This is a genomic window from Acetobacterium sp., from assembly GCF_041752335.1.
Lineage (GTDB): Bacteria > Bacillota > Clostridia > Eubacteriales > Eubacteriaceae > Acetobacterium.
Genome location: NZ_JBGSHG010000073.1, coordinates 55,850 through 78,872, shown reverse-complemented (window position 1 = coordinate 78,872; position 23,023 = coordinate 55,850). Strand labels below are relative to the sequence as shown.

The window sequence follows — 23,023 nt, the reverse complement described above, 5'->3', positions numbered from 1 at the left end:
TCAGCATTTAACCCTTTAATTATCATGCCCGCCATGCCATTCTATTTTGCAATACTTAAAGCTCTTTTAACAGCACTGTCAAGCGCTCACAGGTATAATCCAGCTCCCGGATTTTATCTCCCAGCTGTTTTGAGGTATCTTCCTTATCGGCAATAACCCGGTTCACCAGCTCAGTGAGATCCTGTTTCAGCGTGTCCGATTCCCGCGCCAGCACCGCCTTGAAATCCCGGACACTCTCGCGGATCTTGTACTGATAATTATAGATCATGTTATTGATATTGTGCTCCACGTCGGTCAGCATTTTGTTCTGATAACGGGTGTAGATCTTTTTGTTGGCGTAACCCCGGGGCATCAGGTAAACCAGATCATTCATGTCCACCAGAAAGGCCGCCGGCTTCTGATTAACCTTGACATAAAAATCATCCCGGGAGGACAGGGTATGCACGGTGGTGTCGACCTGATAGCTGATCCCGAAGAGTTCCGCCACCACCTTGCTCAAAAAGGCCTTGAGATCATCGATCTGCTGATTGAGCAGCTCGGCCAGATGTTCATATCCCGTCGAAAGACTGGCCAGCCCCCCCTCACTGAGGTCATTGAGATGGGTCGATAGCTGGTTTTCCAGTAGCGTTATCAACACTTTTTCCAGTTCTTTGGGTTTCGCCTCCCGATGCTTTTGATAAGCGGCGGCCATTGCCACGGTCATTTTTTCCCGAATATTGGCGGAACCATCCTGTAACTCGGTCCGAATCTGCTCCAGCAGCTCATCAATATGGCGCAACAGATAAAAAGTGGAATCCCGGGTAATCTGATCTAAACTGCCCAGTTTTTCTTCCAGTTCGCTTCGTTTTTCCTCGAGATTTTTAAGGGGCATGCCGTAAGCCCGGCGGTACAATTCCAGGTGGGAAAGGGCCACCCCGAGCACCTCCCGAAACTTGATTTCCACCGATTCCATGATAATCTGATCGGCAGAAACCTTGATATCTTCAGCTATTTTTGCAAACAGCTCAGCCATCCCTGCTTTGGTTCTGGCGCTGATGGCAAAAAGTTCGATGGCATCGACAGCCATGATCTCACAGAGGATATCATGACAATAACCCAGATAGGCTTCCAGATCCGCCGGGCTGATGGTGTCGATCTTATTAATGGCAAAGTAGAATTTGGCGGCGTAGTTTCTGGCTTCAACCAAAAATTCCCGCTCGATTTCATTAATCGGACTATCCACCGAGAGCATAAAAATAATCGCGTCGCTATCCTTCATAAAGGCATAGGCTTCATCGGTATTGTTCTGATGAATCGATCCTACCCCGGGGGTATCCACCAGGGTAATGCCGCTTTTAAGAAAATCATCCGGCAGAAACAGATTGACAAAGGAAACCCCTTTCTGATTGTTGGGGTTCTGCTGCTCGGCAATGTACTCGACCAGCTGCTCAAGTGCCACCGTCTGACTCTCCCCGGTTTTAAAATGAACCTCAGCTAATTCTTCGCCATACGAAATTTTAGTGGCCACCGAGGTCACTGGAATGATCCCCACCGGCAGCACCGCCGCTTCCAGCACCCCATTGATAAACGAAGTTTTGCCCCGCTTGAACTGGCCAATCACTGAAATAACCAGCTCCCGGTTGGCGATTTTTGTTTTGAGATTATTTAGTTTTTTGATGTCTTCTTCACAAACCCCAGCTCCCTGCAGCAAAGCCGTCACATCGTCAATCGTTGTCATCATATTTTTTTTACTCATCCACAATTCCTCTCTTCATCGGGTCTTTTGACTGAAGATGATTCTCATCTTAATGATAATTTGTTCAAATCAAAAAAGCCGATGCTTCTGTATGATTAACAGAAGTCATCAGCATGTCAGCATTTTGGCCATGGCCAGGGCGAACTTCATCACCTGTTTTATAGTTTAATCGATACGCCCCAAAATATCAATGCGAAATGTGACAGCAATCGAAATTGACATGAATAAACTTGACAAATGTTTACCCTTTGTCTATACTCATCACAGGGAATGAAGTTTCCCCTAGCGAATGCTTAAACGCCAAAAGCTGATGACTTCTGCACAATGTGCGGAATTTATCAGCTTTTTTTGTTATTCAGGAGGCCTTATGGAATTTAAAAGTATCTTGTATCAAACCGGCTATGAAGAAACCCCAGTTAATCTTGAACCCGCCTATTTCAGAGATCTCAATCTCGATCAGCTTATCAATGCCATTACCCTGGATAAAGAAGACTACGCTTTAAAAGCTTTTTTTTATTCACCCTTAAAACAAATGGAAAACATCCATTTTCGTCAAGCGATTGCCAGTGATTTGGATAATGATGATTTTTTCAGATCAAGCGCCGTTTTTTCCGAAAAAATCTTCGCCCTCAATCAGCAATTTGGCCAGTGTCTGACCAGCCTTAACCGTTCCGGCGACAAGCATCAGGATTATCTCGAAAAGGGCCGCTATCTGGATCTTATCGAAAGTTATTGTGAAGAAGTCAGAAGTTATTACGCATGTCTGACGCACAGCGATTTAAAAGCCCTGGGCTTTTTATCACTGCGTGATTTTCTTGGTGACTATCTCCATTCCGATGCCTTTGTCAATCTCAGCGGCACCACCAGCCGGCTCAAAGACGAACTGTTCGCACTGGATTATTGCATCCTGATCAATGGTGATACGGTCAAGGTGAAGAAGTATGATGGCGAACCAGATCACAGCAGCGAAGTCATTCAATTGCTTGAACGTTTCAACCCCAAGCCCCAAGCGGCCGCACACGAAGATAAGCTCCATGAAGGATTGGCGGCCCATGTTGAAAACAACATCTTGAATCTGGCTGCCAAACTGTACCCTCAGTCCTTTGCCCAGCTCAATGACTATTGCCTGAATCATCACGGCTTTATGAATCCTGTAATCCTTAATTTTTCCCGGGAGCTTCAATTTTATATTGCCTATCTCGATTATATCAGAACCATAAAAAAAATGGGGCTATCCTTCTCCCTGCCAGAAGTCACCAATTCTAAAACCGACCTCTATAATGATGACGGTTTTGATCTGGTGCTGGCCGCGAAATTGACAAAAGCTCCGGCAAAAATGGTCTGCAATAGTTTTTATCTCAAAAACAATGAACGGATTATTCTCATATCCGGGCCCAATCAGGGCGGAAAAACCACCTTTTCCCGGCACTTTGGCCAAATTCATCATCTCGGTTGTCTGGGCCTGCCGATTCAAGGCAGCCGGTCAAAAATTTTTCATTTCGATCAGATCTTTACCCATTTCGAACAGGAGGAAAACATCAATTCGCTGCAGGGTAAACTCAGTGATGACCTGCTGCGGATGAAAGCCATTTTTGATGCCGCGACCCCCAATAGCCTGGTGATCATCAATGAGATTCTGTCCTCTACCACCCTGAATGATGCCGTCCTGATTGGCCAGAAACTGATTACCATGCTGGCCAATCTGGATCTCATCTGTGTCTTCGTGACCTTTATTACCGAACTGGCTTCCTGTCATGAGAAAATTGTCAGTATGGTCAGTATGGTTTCTGACGTTGATGCCTCAGCGCGAACCTACACCCTGATCCGAAAAGAGCCTGACGGCCTGGCCTATGCCAATCACATTGTCCAGCGTTATCATTTGGATTATTTGTCAATCAATGAAAGGATTTCTTCATGAACGTCTATTTAATGCATCAAGACCGAAATTTTAGTATCAATGAAACCATTACCCAGGATCAGAAAACCTTGACCCGGGATCTGGGCATTGAAGGCATCCTCGAGGTCATGGCCAATCAGGATCCCATTATTTATGATATCTGTAATCAGGCCCTCTTTTTAAGTCTTAATGATCCCGATGCGATTCTCTACCGCCAGGCTATTTTGAAAGACTGCATTAAAAACCCAAAAATTATCCGGACGATGTATGAGTTGGTGACCGAATTACTGGTTAAAAAGAAAGAATGGTTCTGGAGTTTTACCAGTTCCTATCGTTCATCAAATTTAAGCGGTTCGGTGAACCTGCTTAAGTTTTTTATCAAATATTTTATCTGTTTTAAAGAGATTGCCGACAACGAGGCTTCCAAATTCAATTCTGCTGGTTTTAAAAACTTTTTTGCCATGATCCGGGAAAATCTGGATGATGATTTCATCAAAATGCTAGATACGAATTTAAAGGAACTGCAATTTAAGGATGGTGTTCTGATTAGTGCCCAAGTTGGCAAGAAACTGTATGGCCACAGCTACGTGCTACGCAAAAAAAATAAAAGCAGCCGCCTGAAGTGGCGTTTTGCTCCCTCCTTTACCCTCCATAGCCGGGATGACCGGGGTGCCATTGATCTCGGTTATCGTAAGGTGCGGGCCTGTGAGCCGATTATTGATCCCATCGTTTTATCAACCCAGCATGTTTTAGCTTTCTGGAACATCCTTAAAAGCGAACTGGCTTTCTATGTTGGTGCCCTCAATTTATATGATCGGATCCGTGAAACGCCTTATCCACTGACTTTCCCCGATCCCATGGAAGCAGCCGAAAAGGATCTAAACTGTGAAGGTTTGTATGATTTGGGGTTGTCCCTGATTAAAACCGCGGAAGCCATCATTTCCAATTCCCTAAGCGCCAATATGAACGATCTGCTGATTGTGACCGGTGCCAACCAGGGCGGCAAAACGACCTTTTTACGCAGCCTCGGCCAGGCCCAGTTAATGATGCAATGCGGCTTGTTTGTGCCCAGTGAATCCTTTACTGCCAGTGTCTGCTCCGGGATCTTCTCACATTTTACCAAAGACGAAGATGCCACCATGACCTCCGGAAAACTGGATGAAGAATTAAACCGCATGAGCGCCATCATCGATAAATTAACACCCCAGGCGCTGATTTTATTCAACGAATCCTTTGCTTCGACCAATGAACGGGAGGGTTCAGAAATTGCCCGCCAGATTGTTAAAGCCCTGCTTGCCAAAGAGATCCGGGTTGTTTTTGTTACCCATTTTTTTGCCTTTGCCAATGGTTTTTATCAGGAAAAAAATCCCCATCACCTTTTTTTAAGAGCCGAACGAAGTGACGACGGCAGCCGCACCTTCGTGATTCTTCCGGGTAAACCCTTTCCTACCAGTTTCGGCAATGATCTGTATCAGCGTGTTTTTGAAACTTGCAGAAACCCATCAACCTAATTATTTTAACTCTAAATAATTGGAACCTGATTCTATCAATGAACGCTGATGACCCAACCAAAACTTATTCTTATTTCTTTTTTAATTTTGATTTCGATTACAGCTAAGGGATTGATTGACACGATTATTAGCCCATGATAACATTATTTCATCCAAGGTGATGGAGTTCACCTGAATTGCTTACCAGCTGATGACTCCTGCAGGATTTACAATGCTGCAGGTTTTTTATTGTCTCAAATCATCTAAGCCAAACCCCTTCGTGTCTAATTATTTGTTCACTTGAGTCAGGAGGACTATCATGAAAAAATACACTTTTATTGCCGCCGGCGGAGCCGTTGGCGCGCTGTTACGGTTTGAACTTAAAAGCTCACCCAGCCTTTTTCAATCGGCGGATCAGCTCATTAATCTGGCCTTAACCATCCTCGTTATCAATCTGATTGGGTGCCTGTTGCTGGGGATGCTCAATGCCGTTTTTTCTAAAACCGAACGGATCAGCACCGATGTCAAGCTGGGTCTCACGGCCGGACTGCTGGGCGCCTTTACGACCTACTCCACCTTCTGCAAAGAAAGTCTGAATATCCTCGATGCCGGTTATCTGCGCTTTTTTTGTTACTATGTGGCCGCCTCCATTACCCTGGGCGTGGGTGCTGTTTACCTGGGCCATCTGATCGGCCATCATATTTTGCACCCGGCGGGCAAAAATCTGGTTGCCCGATTCAGCATTGATACCAATTAAGGAAAATACCTCATGGAGACTTTATACATCATTGTAGGTGGTGCTTTAGGCAGCACCACCCGTTACTTTCTGGGCCGACGTTTTGCCTCCCGGCATCAGCATATCCCCGTCGGAACCTTTATTATCAACGTCTCCGGTGCCTTTCTCTTAGGTGTCGTCACCGGTTTTGATATCTCAGCCCTGCTTTATGGTTTATTTGCCGAAGGTTTTCTGGGCGCCTACACCACCTTTTCCACCTTTATGTTTGAAGACTTTGTCCTGCTCCAGAATAACCGGATCCTCAGTGCCATGATCTATGTGCTGGCCACATTGGTTTTGAGTTTTCTGGCTTTTTATCTGGGTTTTGTTCTTGCTTCAGCATTCTAACGCTAATCCAGCGTGGTAATCAAAAAACAGCCTTGAATCGCGAAGGATTCAAGGCTGCTTTTTTAGTCTTCGATAACTTGTTGATCAACATCCAAACTGGAAATCCGTTGATTAATGGCTTCCAATTGTTTCTCATAATATTCGGCCTGATTTTTCAGCACCGACACATCATTCGGGTTGCTGTTATCCCATCTACGACAATAGGGATCGCCAAACCGGTTATTTACAAAACGGTTGTTTTTTCCGCCGCTATTTCTGCATCCACCCCGTCCCCGGCCACTACCTGACCCGCCTCTGCCGCCAACTGATCCATCACCCATCGGGCCTGTTCCATCTCTTCCTGGCATTTTAATCCTCCTGTTCTTGCTTAATTTGTTATTCGCGAATCATCAAGGTTTGACATTTGGGACATTTAACTGAAGTACATGGAAATCCAGCTTGATGGGGTACCTTTTCCCCACATTGCGGACAAATACAATAAGCTGGTGCTCCAAAGCCATTCCCCTGTCCTCTTCGGCCCCCGCCGCCGCCACCAATGGGTCCATTACCCATGGGTCCTGTTCCGTCTTTTCCTGGCATCTTAATCCTCCTGACTATAAACTGATTGCTTCGACCGGACATTCATCAACACATGCACTGCAATCGATACATTCATCGCTGACAATCGCCTTACCTTCTACTACTTTTATCGCTTCAACTGGACACACATCCTCGCATTTACCACAACCGATGCATTCTTCCAGATTCACTACTGCTGCCATTAAATCGCCTCCCTTCTGTTTCCCAAAACTTAGACGTCCTCTTCATATTTAACATATGTTCATAACTATACTACCGCTGTTATAAACATATGTCAATAACTTTTTTTATTTCTTTCCTTTGACAATTCTTTTTTTATCATCAGGCTCACATTTTGCCATCATTATCTCTTAACCTTGCTCTCTACCAGTATCACCCTCAAATAAAAACACTTTGTTTTCGATCCTACGAAAACAAAGTGTGTTGTTCTGAAAAAACTTAAATATTGACCACATTTCTTATATTGCCCTTAAGATAGCAGGCCAGATTATCCACGGCAATGTCCATCAGCCGCTGCCGGCTTTCCCGGGGAGCCCAGGAAATATGCGGTGTGATAATGATATTTTTAGCCTGGAGCAGAGGGTTGGTCAATTTGATCGGTTCGGTAGACACTACATCCACCGCCGCGCCCCCCACCTTGCCGCTGTTGAGGGCATCGCGCAGATCCTCTTCAACAATCAACTGGCCCCGGGAATTATTGATAATCAAAACCCCATCCTTCATTTTCGCAATATTTTTAGTATTGATGATCCCCCGGGTCTCGGCAAAAAGCGGGCAATGAAGGACAATCACATCGGCAGCGGCAAACAATTCGTCCTGAGTGACGTATTGGCAGGTTTCCGATTCCAGCTCCGGGCATTTATTGATGTCATTGGCCAGCACCTTCATCCCCAGAGCCTGGGCAATGTGACCGGTGCGCTGCCCGATTTTTCCAAAGCCAATGATTCCCATGGTTTTTCCGCTCAGTTCAATCAGCGGATGATTCCAAAAGCACCAGTCCGGGTTGTTGGCCCAGTCACCGGCAAGCACCGCTTCGGAATGATCACCAATCCGATGGCACAATTCCATCAGTAAAGCGATGGCAAACTGCGATACCGCATAAGTACCGTAGGTGGGAATATTGGTCACGGTGATTCCCCGTTCGCTGGCGGCAGCTACATCGACGATATTATAGCCGGTGGCCAGCACCCCAATGTATTTGATCTGTTGACTGACAGCCAGGGTTGCTTTGGTGATGGGGGTTTTATTGGTAAAAACGACTTCGGCATGGCCGATCCGCTGGAGTACCTCCGCTTCGGTCGTCCGATCATAAACTGTTAGCGTGCCCAATTTTTCCAGACCGTCCCAGCTGAGATCGCCGGGATTTAATGTATATCCATCTAAAACGACTATTTTCATTTCTGTCACCTGTTTCTGTGAGATTTTATGTTTCTTCTCTTTTGTTTATCCCGTTATTCGGCCAGCTCATCCGGTGGCGGGGCCTTGATCAAAATCAGCTCCAGGGTTTCCGGATTGAAGTTATTGAGAACCATTTTGGTATGAAAGGGAATCTTTAGCAGCGTGCCGGCCGGATAGGCGTAATAATCCTGATCATCCAGCTGCAGCGAAACAATCCCCCGGACCACCGTCATATACACCACAGCATTAGTATAATGCTCGGGAAATCCATCGCTCTGATTAATAATCACATGCATATAATGAAGATTTTCATCCAGAATAACCTTTTCCACCACCTTGTCATTGCCGTTTGTCAATTTGAAAATCTGCTCAACCATTGTCTTTCTCCTTTGCGATTCTGTCATCTTTCGGATGCTTTCATGTTAGTTTTATACCCGAGTGTCACCATTTTAAATCGGTCATGACTAGTATTATTTAGTCAGAACCAAGGAATATTTAACCTCGTCGATTTATCCTTCTCGATTGCGATCTTCACTAAATCACTCACTGGTTGATTTTATTAACCAGAATCAACTGCAAATCCATTGTGATTTTTTTTAAAAAGTTTTATAATCATGTTGAGGTGATGAAATGAAAGAACTCAATATTGGCAAAGTCATTGTCGCCAAACGTCGCGAAAAGGGCCTGACCCAGGAAGATCTGGCAGCTTATATTGGGGTTTCCAAGGCCTCGGTATCCAAATGGGAAACCGGCCAGAGCTACCCGGATATTACCTTCCTGCCCCAGCTTGGTGCCTATTTTAATATCAGCATCGATGACCTGATGGGCTATTCTCCACAGTTGACTCCGGCCGATATCAAAGCCCTGTATCATCGGCTGGCTGATGATTTTGCCGCCAGACCGGTGGCTGAGGTGCTGGCCGAATGCGAAACCATTATAAAAAAATACTACTCCTGTTTTCCGCTGCTGTTGCAGATGGCGGTGCTCCTGGCCAACCATCATATGCTGGCAGCTGAACAGGAGAGCGCCCGGGCGATGCTGGAAAAGGCGGTCACACTGTGTCAGCGGATCAGAATCGAAAGCAATGACCGGATTCTGACCCGGGATGCGGTATCGGTTGAAGGTACCTGCTATCTGATGCTCAACCAGCCCGCTCAACTCATGGAATTAATCGGTGAAACCGTCCGGCCCTTCCCCACCGATACCGAAATGCTGGCCCAGGCCTATCAGATGGCGGGTAACCCGGATAAGGCCAAACAGGTGTTGCAGATCAGTATCTATCAGCATCTGCTGTTTCTTGTTTCCACGGCTTCTGCCTATCTGATCTTAAACGCCTGTGATCTTGACCGGGTCGAATCGATTCTGACCCGCACCCTGGGGGTGGCCAAACTTTATGATCTGGAGGCCCTCCACCCCAATACCATGGCCCAGGTTTATTACGCCGCCGCCCAGGTCTATGCCATCCATCAGGATGCCGACACCGCCCTTAATTATCTGGCCGATTACACCCAGGTCTGCGTTTCTGATTTTTTCCCCTACAGCCTTCATGGCGACGACTATTTTGACGCCATCCAGCCCTGGTTTGAGGATTTCGACCTGGGGGTGGGCGCCCCCCGCAGCGAGGAGGTCATCAAGCAAAGCATGCTCGATGGACTGGTGGCTAACCCCCATTTTGACTTTATTAAATCAGACCGCCGCTTTCTCGATCTGATTAAGCAATTGGAAGCGCATTTAACCAAAGTGCCGTAAGCCTCACTGCCGTCGGCGCTAAACAATTGTGACCCTGTTCGACGAATATTAATTAGCTAATCACCCAAAACTTTTAACTTGTGAAGGAGACAATCAATGAAACGAATTGGAATTTTTTTAGGAATCGCTTTTTTTCTGACCTGGACCCTGGAATTCGCCTTAATGGCTAATGGCGGACTGGCCAGCAGCTACGCCATCTTTGTGCTTTCGGCGGTGATGCTGATGCCAGCCATTGCGGTAGTAGCAACCCGGCTGATTACCAAAGAAGGGTTTAAGGACTTTGGCCTGAAGCCCCACTTTAAAGGCAATGTTCGTTATTATCTGGCGGCCTGGTTTGGCCCGGCGCTACTGATTGCTTTGGGAGGCCTGATCTATTTTCTGGTGTTTCCCGACCAGTTTGACCCCACCATGAGTCAGATGGCCGGGATCTACGCGGCTCAGGGCATCGACCTGCCGGAGGGTTCTCTGTTTACGATTTTTCTGACCCAGTTGCTGCTGGGCATCTTCCTGGCCCCCCTGCTCAATATTATTACTACCTCTGGTGAGGAAATCGGCTGGCGGGGTTATCTGCTGCCCAAACTGATGGAAATGGTCAGCCCCCGGATAGCGATTGTCATTTCCGGGATCATCTGGGGTTTATGGCATGCCCCCATCATTGCCATGGGGCATAATTATGGTACCGGCTATCCTACCGCACCCTGGGGCGGCATTCTGGCCATGGTGTTCTTTTGTTTAGTGATTGGTTCCTTTTTCTCATTACTGGCGATCCGAACTAAAAGCTTTTTACCAGCCGCCATCGCCCATGGTTCCCTGAACGGCTTTGCGGCAATATCAATCTGGTTTACCCTGGGAACCCCCAGCCCCTTCATCGGGCCCCTGCCCACCGGGATCATTGGCGGCAGCGGTTTGATCGTTGTGGGAATCCTTTCTTTTCTCTGGGCAGGTAAAAAAAAGACCGCTTAATAACAATAAAAAACACACTAAAATAATACCGTTATGCCTCATATATATTTTAAAAATGATTTTAGGTTGACATAATGATAGAGCTTTGATATAATGTACCCAATAAAGTTGTGAAGTATATACTTTGAGTAGTTTTTCTGGTGAGCTTGTTTACGTGTTGAGAGACGTGGAAATGTGTAAGCCGGGAGCTTAATAAACGAAATCTGTATAAAAAAACATTTTTATGGAACTGGGGCTTGTGTAGGATCGAGAGGTCATACACTATACTATTGGACGTTTTTGTCACAAATGGTATATTGTGAGTTATTTTTTATAGCGAAGCTAGGGCACTCTAACTCTGTATTTTCAGAGTTGGAGTGCCCTTTTTTTTATAAATTTTACTGTTCTAAAAAGACCTTTTCCATTGGTTGCAGATATTTCCGGGTTTTGATACTTCTTTAATGGAAGCCATTCATTCCCTGTTCAATATAGATCAATACCAACAGGTTATAAAAAATATCGCAAGAAAATTTTTATTCTATCGATTAGCCTGATCAAGGAGGAAGAAATGAAAAAGAAAAAACTAATGATAATGGTTTTAGGTGTGTTGTTGGCTGGTGTTTTAAGTGGATGTTCCGGAGCATCCGGCGCCGAAAACACCTATTCAAAGATTATGGAAACGGGTGAGATGACCTTTGCTATGACTGGTGCCTATCCACCTTTTAACTATATCGATGAAAATGGTGATCTGGCCGGATTTGACATTGAAATCGCCCATGCCATCGCCACAAAAATGGGTGTTACCGCAATACCCGTTACCGTGGAATGGGACGGTATCATCGGCGGTCTGACCGGTAATCGTTTTGATATGATCATCGGTAGTATGGCGGTGACGGAAGAACGGCTTAAAGAGGTTAATTTTACCGATCCCTACTATTATGACGGAGCGCAGTTTTTTGCTAAAGCCGGTTCCGGATTAAACAGTATTAGCGACTTGGAGAATGGCAAGGTTGGCGTCGTCACCGGTACCACCTTCCATGAATATTTGCAAGGCATGAACAACATTGCTGAAACGCTCCAGTTCCAAAGCGATGTTGATAATTTCAAAAGCGTTGATCAGGGCCGTTCCGATGGCCTGGTCACCAGCAAGGTCGTAGGTGCTCGCGCTCCGATTGATTATGGCGTCGCTATTGAGCCGGTCGGTGATCTGCTTTATACCGAAAGCATTGCCATTGCCATTCGTCAGGATGACACCGAGCTGCTGGAAGCCGTCAACAAGGCCCTGGCTGCGATCATTGCCGATGGCACCTATGCTGAAATAAGTAATCGTTGGTTTGGCATGAATATTCTTGAAAAATAGAAACTTATTATTCAGGCAGTCCGGTATCGAACCGAACTGCCTGAACCCATTTGAATACGAATCACCATTATCTGAATTTAAACCAAATCTAAAACTGTGACATCCGTATCTTTTTGTAGAGACGATACGGATGTCATCATTTTATGATGATTCAAAAAACAGGAGGTATCCCATTGGATGCGATCATAAATCTAACTAATAATAGTATCGAATTTTTTAAAACCGTTGTCGAATTTGCCCCGAAATTTATTCCCGGGGTCATCTTAACCCTGCAGCTGGCATTCTTTTCCATCATCCTGGGGATGATTATCGGTCTGGTGGTGGCCGTATTAAAACTGTCCAAGTATAAGTGGCTTAAAAAAATCATGGACGTCTATATCACCATCGTCCGGGGAACCCCCCTATTACTGCAGCTGTATTTTATCTTTTATGGACTCCCCAGCCTGGGCATTATGATTGACTCTTTCCCCTCGGCGATCATTGCTCTGGCCCTGCATAACGGCGCCTATATCAGTGAAATCTTCCGGGGCTCCATTGAATCCATCGACTATGGCCAGCGGGAAGCCGCCCGTTCCCTGGGTATGACCAAATGGCAGGCGATGAAACGGGTCGTGCTGCCCCAGGCGTTTAAGCGCTCCGTCCCGGCTTTGGGAAATCAGTTTATCATTGCGGTGAAGGACTCTTCCCTGGCCAGTGTCATTACCATCACCGAAACGATGCTGCTGGCCCGCCAGTTTGGTGCCGCCACCTTTAATGTCTTCCCGATTTATTTCACCGCCGGGGTCTACTACCTGATTATTACCATGGGACTGACTAAAATTCTAAGTATGGTCGAACAAAAATTAAAAGTAAATGAGAGGTAAATAATGAGCATGATCGAAATAAAAAATTTACACAAGTATTTTGGCGAACTGGAAGTTTTGCGCGGCATCGATTTAACCGTCGACGAAAGCGAGGTCGTCTGTCTGATTGGCTCCAGTGGATCGGGAAAAAGCACCCTGCTGCGCTGTATCAATTTCCTGGAAGAAAAAAACGAGGGTGAAATATACATCGATGGACAACTAGTGGCTCCAAAAGATATCAATGAAATCCGTCAAAAGGTGGGCATGGTCTTTCAGCGATTTAATCTTTTTCCCCATATGACGGTCATTCAGAACGTGATGGAAGGCCCCCTTACGGTTAAAAAAATGGATAAGAAAAAAGCTAAGGCCCTGGCCATGGAGCTGCTTGAAAAGGTCAACCTGCTCGATAAGGCCGACGAATACCCGGCCATGCTTTCCGGTGGCCAGCAGCAGCGGGTGGCGATTGCCCGCTCTCTGGCGATGGAACCAAAGGTGATTCTTTTTGACGAACCCACCTCAGCCCTGGATCCGGAGCTGGTTGGGGAAGTCCTGGGGGTCATGAATGACCTGGCCAAAGAAGGCCGGACGATGATTATTGTAACCCACGAAATGGGCTTTGCCAAAGAGGTGGCGGATCGGGTCATCTTTATTCATGACGGTCAGATTGCTGAAGAAGGCACCCCCGAAGACATTTTTGATCGCCCGGAAAACGAACGCTTACAGAACTTTCTGGGTCAGATTCTGATATAAAACTGCTTTCTGCCAATGCCCATAAGTCAAGACTGTTAACCAATCTCTTTTGATCTGCCGGGGATTAAGTGTTATACTGATAGTAGTACCAATTTCAATCACAATCAACAGAGGAGGAAATCAATGAAGTTACTTGTTTATGTCTTAAGCCAGCCGGATAAACTGGATGTACTGCTGGCGGCATTGGCGTCCAATCGAATATGCGGTGCAACAGTCCTGGAAAGCCGGGGCATGGCCCGACACCTCAGCCATCTCCATGATGCCGACGAAATCCCGATTCTTGGTTCGCTGCGGTCCTTTCTCAATCCTGACGTGGCTCAAGGTAATGTTATCTTTGTCATTCTCGAAGATGAAAAAATAGGCCAGGTTATCGAAGTGATTGAAGCCACGGTAGCCAGTCTGGACGAAGCGGATTCGGGCATAGTCTTCACGATCCCTGTCGATTTTGCGAAAGGTCTGTGCTCAATTGGAAGCTAAACTCATTATTGAAATCGCGATTATGCTTTTTTCCGGAATCCTGCTGGGACGACTGGCCAAACAGTTTAAAATGCCCAATGTCACTGGCTACCTGATTGCCGGACTCATTTTGGGACCTTCCTTTCTCAACGTCATCGCCATCGATATGGTCAACGATTTTGTGGTGATCGCCGATGTTGCCCTGGGCTTTATTGCCTTTTCCATCGGCAGCCAGTTTGACCTCAACTATTTCCGGAAGGTCGGTATTGCCCCGATTGTGATCGCCACCGCCGAAGCCCTGCTGGCCGTGATTCTGGTTACCCTGGTGCTGCTGCTGTGCGGTTTTGATCCCAAGCTTTCCCTGATGCTGGGGGCCATTGCCGCCGCTACCGCTCCGGCCCAGACCATCATGGTGATCAAGCAATATGATGCCAAAGGCCCCCTGACTTCGATGCTGATGAGTGTCGTCGCGATTGATGATGCCATTGCACTGATCGCCTTTGGGTTTGCCGCCACCATCGTCAATACCATGAATTCAACCGTCGAAACCAGTTTACTCCTCTCGATCATGGCGCCCTTTTATGAGGTACTTATTTCATTTATTCTAGGTGCTGCGGCGGGTATTCTGATGAAGTTGTTTTTCCGTTTTTTCAAAAAACCCTCCAATCAAATCTGCATTGTGATCGCTTTTATTCTGCTGACCTACTGGGTCGCTGATTTGCTTCATGGTTCCCCGCTGCTGGCCTGCATGGCCCTGGGCGGTGTGCTGGTCAATATTTACCGGGACCATATCGATACTCTGCTAAAAACGTCGGACGCCTTTACGCCCCCTATTTTCATGGTCTTTTTTGTCATCTCCGGGGCGGGATTCCAGGTCTCCGCCCTACCGGCGATTGGACTAATCGGGATCATCTATGTCGTTGTCCGGGTCATCGGCAAAATGGCCGGCTCCTGGTTGGGTGGACGACTGACCCATCAAAGCAAAAGTATCTGCAATTACCTAGGACCAACCTTAATGCCTCAGGCCGGGGTTGCTTTAGGGCTGGTGGTGGTGGCCGCCAAGTTGGTGCCCCTCTATGCCGAGCAAATCCAGGTGGTTATTTTAAGTTCCACCTTCATTTATTCCGTGATCGGTCCGATTGCCGCCAAATATGCCCTGGTCAAAGCTGGCGAGATCACGCTTCCGGAGGCCAAACCTTTAACATCTCCCAAAATTCATTCTTAAACAAACAAAGGCGCTGCTTCCAATTTTTCAAAAGGGAAACAGCGCCTTTGTTTAATTTATTTCCTGCATCATCTTCCTCTTAATTCAAAGACCTGATTGTCTTTTAAAATTTCAGCCGCGACAAACAGCCCAGATCAAAGGCGCCAACGACTTGGCCGGCAGCATCCCGGACACCAATATGATTGACGCCGTTTTCCAGACACATCCGGATGCCGACAATCAGCGGCTCCGCCACATTTACCCAGAGGGTCATATCTTGTTCGGAGATATTGTCATTTATGCCATCAAAGGGACAAACCACCTGTTCAATTTTGACAATGTTTAAATACGATAAAAAGCCCTTATTGCCGATAAAGTCATCGGCAAAATGACTTTTGCTATGAAAAACAATGGTGTCCCGAGAACCCATTTCCATGATTTCGCCCTGATTCATCACCACAATTTTGGTCCCCAGCTTGATGGCTTCCTCAATGTCGTGGGTAACAAAGACGATGGTTTTATTCAGGGTTTGATAAATCCGGATGATTTCATCCTGGAGCACCGCCCGGTTAATCTGATCGACTGCTCCCAAAGGTTCGTCCATTAAAATAATCTCCGGATCCGCCGCCAGCGCCCGGGCAATGCCGACCCGCTGTTTCTGGCCGCCGCTTAATTCGTTGGGATATTTAGCCAGATAATTTTCTTCGAGTCCAACCAGTTGGATCAGCTCCCGGGCCCGTTCTTTTTTCACCGTTTCGCTGACCTTCTGGATATCCAGGGCATAGGCAATATTTTTTTCAATCGACAAATGGGGAAACAGCCCAACCTGCTGAATGACATAACCGATGTTGCGTTTCAGGGTTATCGGATCCCACTCTTTGAGGTCTTTTCCCTTGATCCGGATTTCCCCACTGTCTGGCTTGATCAGGCCGTTCATCATTTTTAACAGGGTCGTTTTACCACATCCTGATGGGCCAATCAGCACCACAAACTCACCCTGTGAAACGTTCAAGCTCAAATGCCGGATAATCGGTTTTTCTGCTTCATACTGCTGACTGACATCACGAAACTCGATCATCGGATTATAACAAGCCCTTGGCTTTCAGGAATTCAGCGGCGACGTCACCGGCATCCCGATTTTCTTTTTCGACATAATAATTCATCTGTTGCATTTCTTCATCACTGATCAGCCCCGCCAGCTGGTTAAGAATCGCTTCCAGTTCCGGGTACTTATCGAGGGTTTCCTGACGGATCACAGTGGCCGCTTCATAAGCCGGGAAAAAGTTCTTATCATCTTTTAGCACCTTTAAATCATATTCGGCCAGTAGTCCATCGGTGGAAAAGTTATTGATCACATCCACCTGGCCCTCACCGATGGCCTTATATTTCAGACCGATATCCAGTTCTTTGGTTTCTTTGAAATTAAAACCATAGGCCGTAACCAGTCCGGGATAGCCATCTTCCCGTTCATAAAAATCATATTCCGAGCCCAGCACCAGACTGCCACTCTGGGCGGCCAGATCCGAGAAGGTACTAATCCCCATGCTATCGGCTTTGGTTTTATCCATTGCCAACGCGTAGGTGTCATTAAAGCCATAGCGATCCAGCCAGACAAAATTGTATTTTTCCTGATACTGGCTTTTGACCCCTTCGTAAAGCGCTTCCGGATCGGTCACCATGTCATTTTTTAGCACAAACAGCCAGCCGGTACCGGTATATTCCGGGTACATATCGATATCACCGGCCTCCATGGCTGGCTGAATATTTGAGGTTCCGCCGCCAATGCCCATTTTATACTCCACCTTGATGTCAGAATTGGCTTCAATCAGCTGACCCATCATTTCGGCGATAATATAGCTTTCGGCCATTGGTTTTGAGGCGATAACCACCTTCTTGTCCTCGGTTTGACAACCGGCCACTAAAAAAACCAGTACGACGATTAATGCTAAACCTATCCACTTTTTCATTTTGTCCTCCTTAATAATCTTTTTTCTACAATTCCTAATAAACCATCAGCCACAAAAGCCAGTAAGGCCACCAGCAAACTACCGGCCACCGTCATTTCATCAAAATTAGTGGTGATGCCCCGCCAAATCGCCACGCCCAGTCCGCCGGCACCAATAAAGGACGCAATCCCGGCCAGCGCGATGGTCATCACCACCATATTACGGATCCCGGCGATGATCACCGGCAGCGCCAGGGGAAACTGGATCTTTGACAGTAGCTGCCAGGGGGTGCTGCCCATCCCCACCGCCGCCTCGAGAATCTGATCATCCACCTCAGTGAGGCCCACATAGGTATTGCGAATCACCGGCAGCAGTCCATAAATCACCAAAGCGATAATCGCGGTGGTATTGCCGATGCCGGTGATCGAGACAAAAAAACCGAACATCGCAATTGAGGGAATCGTATACAGCACGTTGGTGAGACCAATCACCACACTGGCGGCTTTTTGTGATTTGGAAATCAGAATCCCGGTGGTAACCCCCACCACCGTAATGATCACAATCGCAATCAGACTGAGCACGATATGCTGGAGCAGCAGTTCAATAAAAAAGTCACTGCGGGTTTGCAGCAATTCGCCTAAATTTTTAATGAATTCCATGGGCATTCCCGTCTCTTTCATAGTGTTCGAAATTATTTTCTCCGTCGTCAGCGACCGCGATAAATCCAGGCAGATTTTTAAACATGCTCAATATCGGTGTATTGTGCGACCTCATGACTGATGGTCATCAAATCACTGACGGCCAGCTGGTGAATATCATCCCGGCCGTTGGTCCGGGCAAAAACCTCCAGCTCATTGGCGGTGGCGGTATAAAAGTTCGTAAATTGACGCAGTGCCTTTTCTTCATTAAAGAGGCTCCGCAATACTTCATCCTGGGTGGCAATCCCAGCCGGACATTTTCCGGTATGACAGATCCGCGACTGCAGGCAGCCGATGGCTATCAGCGAGGCTGTCGCCAGGGCAATGGCATCAGCTCCCAGCGCCAAGCCCTTGGCAATGTCCGCACTGTCACGAAACCCACCGGTGGCACAAAGGGTTACCTCACTACCTAACTTATCCAAAAAGCGCCGGGCTCGACGAATGGCAAAAATGGTCGGAATCCCCACATTATCTTTGAGAAATCTCGGCGCTGAACCGGTGGCGCCGCCCCGGCAGTCAATGGTGATAAAATCCGGTTCGGCCATCAGGGCCATCGCCAGATCTGCTTCCAGATGACTGGTGGCAATTTTGATACCAATCGGAACGCCACCGGTTATTTCCCGAATCCGGGCAACTCGCACCACGAGATCCCGAATTTCATCGATCCCGGCCAGCCGACCGGGTGCTACCGATGCTTCGCCTGCCTTGAGCTTTCTGATGTTGGCAATTTCGGCGGTGATCTTTTCCTGTGGCAAATGCCCGCCCAAACCGGGCTTGACACCCTGGCCGATTTTTATTTCGACCGCATCCGCCTGTTTCATAATCGCTTCATCATAGGTAAACGCCGCCGTCCCCTGTTCATAAATATAATGGCAGGCGGCCTGGCGGGATTCCGGGAGCATCCCCCCTTCACCCGAACACATCGCCGTGTCCACCAGACTACTGCCCTTGGCCAAAGCAACCTTGGCTTCCTTCGACAAGGCGCCATAGGACATATGCGATACGTAAAAGGGCAGCGCCAGGGTCAACGGCTTTTTGGCTTTTTTTCCGATGACAGTTTGGAGACTGACCGCCACTTCTTCATTTAAGGGCATCCGCTGTAATTGGGTGCCTTTAAAAAGCAGAGTCTTAAAATCCGGGAAGGTCTCCAGCGTTCGCATCGCCGAGTTTTCACTTTTACCGGTTTCAGCCAGTTTTTTAATGATGGCATATTTGTTATTGAACGGGTCACCCTCTTCATCCTGGTTTTTCAGTTCGCCAACCATGCCCGGATCAACAAATTTTTCGTACCAGTGCTGGCCGCTGCAAAAGGGTTTATTTTTAGACTGACCACAGCGGCATAAACTGCAATGTTCTTTGGATTCGGGCTGCTCGGACGCCGGCGCATCGCCCAGATCCAAAGAAATCCCGCCGCGGACATGGTAGGGGCCGTCTTCATCCAGCTGAATGGCTTCGACATCACTAAAGGCATCAACCCGCACCCCATCAATGGAATAACTTAAGGCCCCGGAAGGACATTTTTTAATGGTTTCAATGATCCGCTCTTTGGCTTCTGCATCGGGATCAATCCAGGGTTCTTCGGTCATCCGAAAAACTTTGGGCAAGCCATCAGTGCAAAAACCGGCATGGGAACAAATCCCCCGGTCGTCATGGATGGTAATTTCCTGACCCACATAGGTATCCAGTTGCCGGGGCACCCGATCCGGGCTTTTTTCGCCAGAAAAATTAATTTTTCCATGGCTGCCATCGCAAAAAGGTTTGGTTTTTGACGCCCCACAACGGCACAAGGCCACCGCCGGATCCGCCACCGCCACATTTCTGGTGGTGGATTCCTGAATCTCCGGCAAACCGGTTACCACATAGGGCCCATCTCTCGAAACCCGAATCAGCTTTTTATTTGCCATCTTAGTAATCACCTCTCATTTTTCCCTGATGATTTGATTTATACCCTAAAATGCCAGCTTCAAACAAGCCGGTCCGAGATTCTTGTTCCCATCGATTGCTCCCCATAAAAAAAAAGACCTCTCCATCGAAAAGGTCTTTTTTTGCGATTTGCTGTTGCTATTTTCTGACGGCTTTCATGATTCCGTCGGCCATGATATATTCCAGCAGGTTTTGATCCCCCAGCCAGGTCAGATAGGCCCCGACGGTAATATTGACATGACCAAACTGAATAAAGGAGGCATACAGCTCCATGTCCCTTGACAACGCCCCGGTAATGGCTTCCCGGCCCATCGGCACCTGACAGATCGCCAGGATCCGTTCGCCCAGTTCTTCCAGCAGGGCGTGATTGCGGTCAATTAAGGCCTGGTAGTCATTTAAAAGCGGGATGTGCGCAAAGAGGCAAGCCTGGTAATCACCCTGCTCAATAAAATGCAGATCGGCAAAAGCTTGGGCGACATCGACGATCACCGGGATCTTATACTTGTCAATCTGTTCGTCGGCCATCAGTACATCACCGGCAAATAACACCCCATCGGGGGTCACAATGCCAATCTGATGTAAGGCATGACCCGGCAGCGGGGTAAAATCAAACTGCCGGCCATGAATCACAACCCCTTTGTCACTGATGATTTCATCAACGTGGCAGGCGGGAATATCCCGGACGCTGTAGTCGGATTCAAAACTGGGCGCCTTGGCACAATAGGTCACCAGTTCCAGCAGGCGCAGCTCTTCCATAAAAAGGGCCTGTTTCTTTGTCGCCCTGATTTTAGCCCGGGTTTTTTGGGCCACATAGGCATTCCCGCCAAAATGATCCGGATGGGCGTGGGTATTTAAAATCGTATCGATTGTCATTCCTTGCCCCGCTAAATCCGTCAACAGCGTTTTGAGATGCAGCGGATTGATATCCGTATCAATCAACACATCGCCGCAAACGCCAATATCGGTGTCCCCTTCGCTGTAAAAAGTGTTCCCACTGATATGCTTTAAAGCCATTTCCGGTCTCCTGTCTATTAAACGTATTAAGCAGGGGCACCCCCAGCCACTCGCCGGAGACACACCCTGATTTAATTTATTATACCCGATGTAATCTTATTTTACCTGATAATCTCATAAACCCCGGCGGCCCCCATGCCACCGCCGATGCACATGCTCACGACGCCAAAGGGACTGGCCTTGCGACGCTTAAGTTCAGCGACCAGCTTGGTGGTCAGGAAGACCCCGGTACACCCTAATGGATGGCCCAGTGCAATGGCCCCGCCGTTGACATTAACCAGTTCCGATTGAGCTCCAGCTCCCGGACACAGGCCGGCGACTGGGACGCAAAGGCTTCGTTGAGTTCAATCAGACCCAGATCTTCTTTCGTGATCCCGGCCAGTTTCAGGGCCTTGGGAATGGCCACAATCGGGGCCAGGTCCTGTTTCTGGGCTTCGTTGTCACCCATCCACACCGGGCCGACGCCAAGAATCGAAACCTGGAAGGCATACTGATAGCTGCCGGAGTAGAAACCCAGCAGTTCGCTCATGGTGCAAATCCGCGATAAATCAAACCGGGCGGTGGGGTCATCGCCGTAACCTTCGGCGGTCAACATCGTGGCAAAGATGCCGTGTTCGCTCTAATATTCGATCCAGTCGTGACACCAGATCTTGGCTTCGGCATCTTTTCTGATTTCCGCAAGTCCTTTATACTCAAAAAACTTAATGCTATCCTGGAAGGCGGTGTTGGTGCGTTCATCAAACCGTTCCCCCGTAAAGGTCTGGGGATTAAATAATACTGATTTTTTCTTTGTCATGTTAAATACCTCCAATTAATTTTTATTGCTGTAATTGCGAAACTGCCATCAACTTTGTTCGATTTTTTTTGGTTTCGCACGTGCTGCGGATCAGCCGTAAATCGTTCTAATCTGTTCCAGATCGCGTTTGCCAACCTGGTTTTTGGGAATCCCATCGATAACTTCAAAATACCGGGGAATCTTGATCATATAACAGCGCTTTAGGCCTTTCATTATCCATCAGATCCAGCAGCTTGTCTTTTTTCAAGTGGCAGTTGTAAGAAGTGATGATAATCCCGGTCTTGCAACTTGCGAAAAAAGCGTCAATAAATTCCACACAATTATAACTGCAGAATCCCACCCGATCGCCTTTTTTCAATCCCTGTCGGATTAAAAACCGGGCTAGCCGGTTGGCCCGGTCTTCCAGCATTTGATAGGTATAATGCTGGTTATTATCATAGTCGAACAAGACCTCCCGGTCCGGCGAAATATTCTTTTTATACATGCTTAACAGGGAGATAAAATAGCCGTCATTGATTCTTTCCATTCTGCCACCTTCTTTATTTTCGTTTCGCTAATCTGGCTGCTGTCAGGGATGCTGAATCACCGCCTTGGTAGCAATGAATACTTCCGCTTCCGCCTCGCTGTAGCCGGCCACCAACAGGATTTCTTTTGAATGCTGGCCTAAATCTGGGGCCAGGGTGTAGGCCGGTTCATCCATGCTGGCGAAATGAATGGCTTCCTTGGGCATCACCTTTTTTTTGCCGTTTTGGAATTCAACCTCCCGGAGATAACCATTATCCCAGGCCTGTTGATCTTCACACAATTCACTGGGGTTAACCAGTCGCTCATGAACAATATCATTCTTGATAAAAAATGCTTTGATTTCAGCCGTCGTTTTTTTCTTGAAAGCCTCTGCAAAAATTGGAATTAACTCAGCCACATGAATGGCCGCCCCTCTAAACGAGGTAAACCGGGGATCTTCCAGGTACTGTTCAAGGTCTAAAAATTCCAGATATTTTTTATATTTCCAATCCCATAAGGGCTCAACAATCAGCATCCAATCACCGTCTTTGGTTTCATAATTTTGGTAACTACGATTCGTTAACTGTCTGAGGCCTCCACAAATGTGGAGGCCTCTT

The 23,023-nt window shown here is 47.3% G+C and carries 25 protein-coding genes, 1 pseudogene and 3 riboswitches; of the genes and pseudogenes, 11 read left to right on the top strand and 15 right to left on the bottom strand.

The annotated features are described in order from the left end of the window. Nucleotides 1-55 precede the first annotated feature (55 nt). Nucleotides 56-1,735 carry a dynamin family protein gene (locus tag ACEW8F_RS09530; protein WP_373483240.1) on the bottom strand — a complete coding sequence of 560 codons (1,680 nt, stop codon included), beginning with the start codon at nucleotides 1,733-1,735 and terminating at the stop codon, nucleotides 56-58. 92 nt (nucleotides 1,736-1,827) lie between these two features. Next, nucleotides 1,828-1,898: riboswitch (Fluoride riboswitch) on the bottom strand. A gap of 94 nt (nucleotides 1,899-1,992) precedes the next feature. Continuing rightward, a riboswitch (Fluoride riboswitch) is annotated at nucleotides 1,993-2,062 on the top strand. 40 nt (nucleotides 2,063-2,102) lie between these two features. Between ACEW8F_RS09530 and ACEW8F_RS09525 the strand changes: the two genes are divergently transcribed. The 4 genes from ACEW8F_RS09525 to crcB all read left to right on the top strand — a co-directional run bounded on the left by ACEW8F_RS09525 (nucleotide 2,103) and on the right by crcB (nucleotide 6,245). After that, a complete protein-coding gene (locus ACEW8F_RS09525) occupies nucleotides 2,103-3,653 on the top strand; it encodes a DNA mismatch repair protein MutS (protein ID WP_373483239.1) in 1,551 nt (516 codons plus the stop codon). Next, a complete protein-coding gene (locus ACEW8F_RS09520; protein ID WP_373483238.1) occupies nucleotides 3,650-5,143 on the top strand; it encodes a DNA mismatch repair protein MutS in 1,494 nt (497 codons plus the stop codon). The genes ACEW8F_RS09525 and ACEW8F_RS09520 overlap by 4 nt, the downstream gene beginning before the upstream one ends. 147 nt (nucleotides 5,144-5,290) lie before the next feature. Then, nucleotides 5,291-5,350: riboswitch (Fluoride riboswitch) on the top strand. 91 nt (nucleotides 5,351-5,441) lie between these two features. Continuing rightward, nucleotides 5,442-5,879: a CrcB family protein gene (locus ACEW8F_RS09515; RefSeq protein WP_373483237.1), complete on the top strand. Its 438-nt coding sequence runs from the start codon at nucleotides 5,442-5,444 to the stop codon at nucleotides 5,877-5,879. 12 nt (nucleotides 5,880-5,891) lie between these two features. After that, on the top strand, nucleotides 5,892-6,245 hold the full coding sequence (gene crcB / locus ACEW8F_RS09510) for a fluoride efflux transporter CrcB (protein ID WP_373483236.1): 354 nt from the start codon (nucleotides 5,892-5,894) through the stop codon (nucleotides 6,243-6,245). Between the two features lie 62 nt (nucleotides 6,246-6,307). Here crcB and ACEW8F_RS09505 read toward each other — a convergent pair whose 3' ends face one another. The 5 genes from ACEW8F_RS09505 to ACEW8F_RS09485 form a co-directional block, all read right to left on the bottom strand. Further along, the gene (locus tag ACEW8F_RS09505; protein WP_373483235.1) at nucleotides 6,308-6,592 is read right to left on the bottom strand and encodes a DUF5320 domain-containing protein; all 285 of its coding nucleotides are present in this window, start codon (nucleotides 6,590-6,592) and stop codon (nucleotides 6,308-6,310) included. A 28-nt stretch (nucleotides 6,593-6,620) separates the two neighbouring features. Further along, nucleotides 6,621-6,824: a hypothetical protein gene (locus ACEW8F_RS09500; RefSeq protein ID WP_373483234.1), complete on the bottom strand. Its 204-nt coding sequence runs from the start codon at nucleotides 6,822-6,824 to the stop codon at nucleotides 6,621-6,623. A 14-nt stretch (nucleotides 6,825-6,838) separates the two neighbouring features. Continuing rightward, nucleotides 6,839-7,006 (bottom strand): 4Fe-4S binding protein, encoded by a 168-nt coding sequence (locus tag ACEW8F_RS09495; RefSeq protein WP_373483233.1) that lies wholly within the window; start codon nucleotides 7,004-7,006, stop codon nucleotides 6,839-6,841. A gap of 256 nt (nucleotides 7,007-7,262) precedes the next feature. Further along, a complete protein-coding gene (locus ACEW8F_RS09490; protein ID WP_373483232.1) occupies nucleotides 7,263-8,222 on the bottom strand; it encodes a D-2-hydroxyacid dehydrogenase in 960 nt (319 codons plus the stop codon). Between the two features lie 53 nt (nucleotides 8,223-8,275). Then, the gene (locus ACEW8F_RS09485) at nucleotides 8,276-8,599 is read right to left on the bottom strand and encodes a cupin domain-containing protein (protein WP_373483231.1); all 324 of its coding nucleotides are present in this window, start codon (nucleotides 8,597-8,599) and stop codon (nucleotides 8,276-8,278) included. A 253-nt stretch (nucleotides 8,600-8,852) separates the two neighbouring features. Between ACEW8F_RS09485 and ACEW8F_RS09480 the strand changes: the two genes are divergently transcribed. The 7 genes from ACEW8F_RS09480 to ACEW8F_RS09450 all read left to right on the top strand — a co-directional run bounded on the left by ACEW8F_RS09480 (nucleotide 8,853) and on the right by ACEW8F_RS09450 (nucleotide 15,546). Further along, nucleotides 8,853-9,971, top strand: a complete 1,119-nt coding sequence (locus tag ACEW8F_RS09480) for a helix-turn-helix domain-containing protein (protein WP_373483230.1) — start codon at nucleotides 8,853-8,855, stop codon at nucleotides 9,969-9,971. Nucleotides 9,972-10,067: 96 nt separating this feature from the next. Beyond that, nucleotides 10,068-10,934, top strand: a complete 867-nt coding sequence (locus ACEW8F_RS09475) for a CPBP family intramembrane glutamic endopeptidase (protein ID WP_373483229.1) — start codon at nucleotides 10,068-10,070, stop codon at nucleotides 10,932-10,934. Nucleotides 10,935-11,481: 547 nt separating this feature from the next. Then, complete coding sequence (locus ACEW8F_RS09470; RefSeq protein WP_373483228.1) at nucleotides 11,482-12,273, top strand: ABC transporter substrate-binding protein; 792 nt, start codon at nucleotides 11,482-11,484, stop codon at nucleotides 12,271-12,273. Between the two features lie 173 nt (nucleotides 12,274-12,446). Continuing rightward, nucleotides 12,447-13,136: an amino acid ABC transporter permease gene (locus tag ACEW8F_RS09465; RefSeq protein WP_373483227.1), complete on the top strand. Its 690-nt coding sequence runs from the start codon at nucleotides 12,447-12,449 to the stop codon at nucleotides 13,134-13,136. 9 nt (nucleotides 13,137-13,145) lie between these two features. Continuing rightward, nucleotides 13,146-13,865: an amino acid ABC transporter ATP-binding protein gene (locus ACEW8F_RS09460; protein WP_373483262.1), complete on the top strand. Its 720-nt coding sequence runs from the start codon at nucleotides 13,146-13,148 to the stop codon at nucleotides 13,863-13,865. Nucleotides 13,866-13,988: 123 nt separating this feature from the next. Beyond that, nucleotides 13,989-14,342, top strand: a complete 354-nt coding sequence (locus ACEW8F_RS09455; RefSeq protein WP_373483226.1) for a P-II family nitrogen regulator — start codon at nucleotides 13,989-13,991, stop codon at nucleotides 14,340-14,342. After that, nucleotides 14,332-15,546 (top strand): cation:proton antiporter, encoded by a 1,215-nt coding sequence (locus ACEW8F_RS09450; RefSeq protein ID WP_373483225.1) that lies wholly within the window; start codon nucleotides 14,332-14,334, stop codon nucleotides 15,544-15,546. Before ACEW8F_RS09455 ends, ACEW8F_RS09450 begins: the two co-directional genes overlap by 11 nt. Nucleotides 15,547-15,649: 103 nt before the next feature. Here the strand turns inward: ACEW8F_RS09450 and ACEW8F_RS09445 are convergent, their stop codons facing one another. From ACEW8F_RS09445 to ACEW8F_RS09405, 9 genes and pseudogenes are all read right to left on the bottom strand, one after another. Continuing rightward, nucleotides 15,650-16,603 carry an ABC transporter ATP-binding protein gene (locus tag ACEW8F_RS09445; RefSeq protein ID WP_373483224.1) on the bottom strand — a complete coding sequence of 318 codons (954 nt, stop codon included), beginning with the start codon at nucleotides 16,601-16,603 and terminating at the stop codon, nucleotides 15,650-15,652. A 4-nt stretch (nucleotides 16,604-16,607) separates the two neighbouring features. Beyond that, complete coding sequence (locus ACEW8F_RS09440; RefSeq protein ID WP_373483223.1) at nucleotides 16,608-17,492, bottom strand: glycine betaine ABC transporter substrate-binding protein; 885 nt, start codon at nucleotides 17,490-17,492, stop codon at nucleotides 16,608-16,610. Next, complete coding sequence (locus ACEW8F_RS09435) at nucleotides 17,489-18,130, bottom strand: ABC transporter permease (RefSeq protein WP_373483222.1); 642 nt, start codon at nucleotides 18,128-18,130, stop codon at nucleotides 17,489-17,491. Before ACEW8F_RS09435 ends, ACEW8F_RS09440 begins: the two co-directional genes overlap by 4 nt. Nucleotides 18,131-18,207: 77 nt before the next feature. Then, nucleotides 18,208-20,073, bottom strand: a complete 1,866-nt coding sequence (locus ACEW8F_RS09430) for a glutamate synthase-related protein (protein WP_373483221.1) — start codon at nucleotides 20,071-20,073, stop codon at nucleotides 18,208-18,210. A 157-nt stretch (nucleotides 20,074-20,230) separates the two neighbouring features. Continuing rightward, nucleotides 20,231-21,106 carry an MBL fold metallo-hydrolase gene (locus tag ACEW8F_RS09425; protein ID WP_373483220.1) on the bottom strand — a complete coding sequence of 292 codons (876 nt, stop codon included), beginning with the start codon at nucleotides 21,104-21,106 and terminating at the stop codon, nucleotides 20,231-20,233. Nucleotides 21,107-21,207: 101 nt separating this feature from the next. Then, a pseudogene (locus ACEW8F_RS09420) lies at nucleotides 21,208-21,554 on the bottom strand (acetyl-CoA C-acyltransferase); the annotation flags it as partial. Between the two features lie 171 nt (nucleotides 21,555-21,725). Beyond that, nucleotides 21,726-21,902: a hypothetical protein gene (locus ACEW8F_RS09415; protein WP_373483219.1), complete on the bottom strand. Its 177-nt coding sequence runs from the start codon at nucleotides 21,900-21,902 to the stop codon at nucleotides 21,726-21,728. A gap of 163 nt (nucleotides 21,903-22,065) precedes the next feature. Beyond that, entirely contained in the window at nucleotides 22,066-22,428 is a 363-nt protein-coding gene (locus ACEW8F_RS09410; protein WP_373483218.1) for an AMP-binding protein, read from the bottom strand. Nucleotides 22,429-22,470: 42 nt separating this feature from the next. Continuing rightward, nucleotides 22,471-23,010, bottom strand: a complete 540-nt coding sequence (locus tag ACEW8F_RS09405) for a CoA transferase (protein WP_373483261.1) — start codon at nucleotides 23,008-23,010, stop codon at nucleotides 22,471-22,473. Between the last annotated feature and the right edge of the window lie 13 nt (nucleotides 23,011-23,023).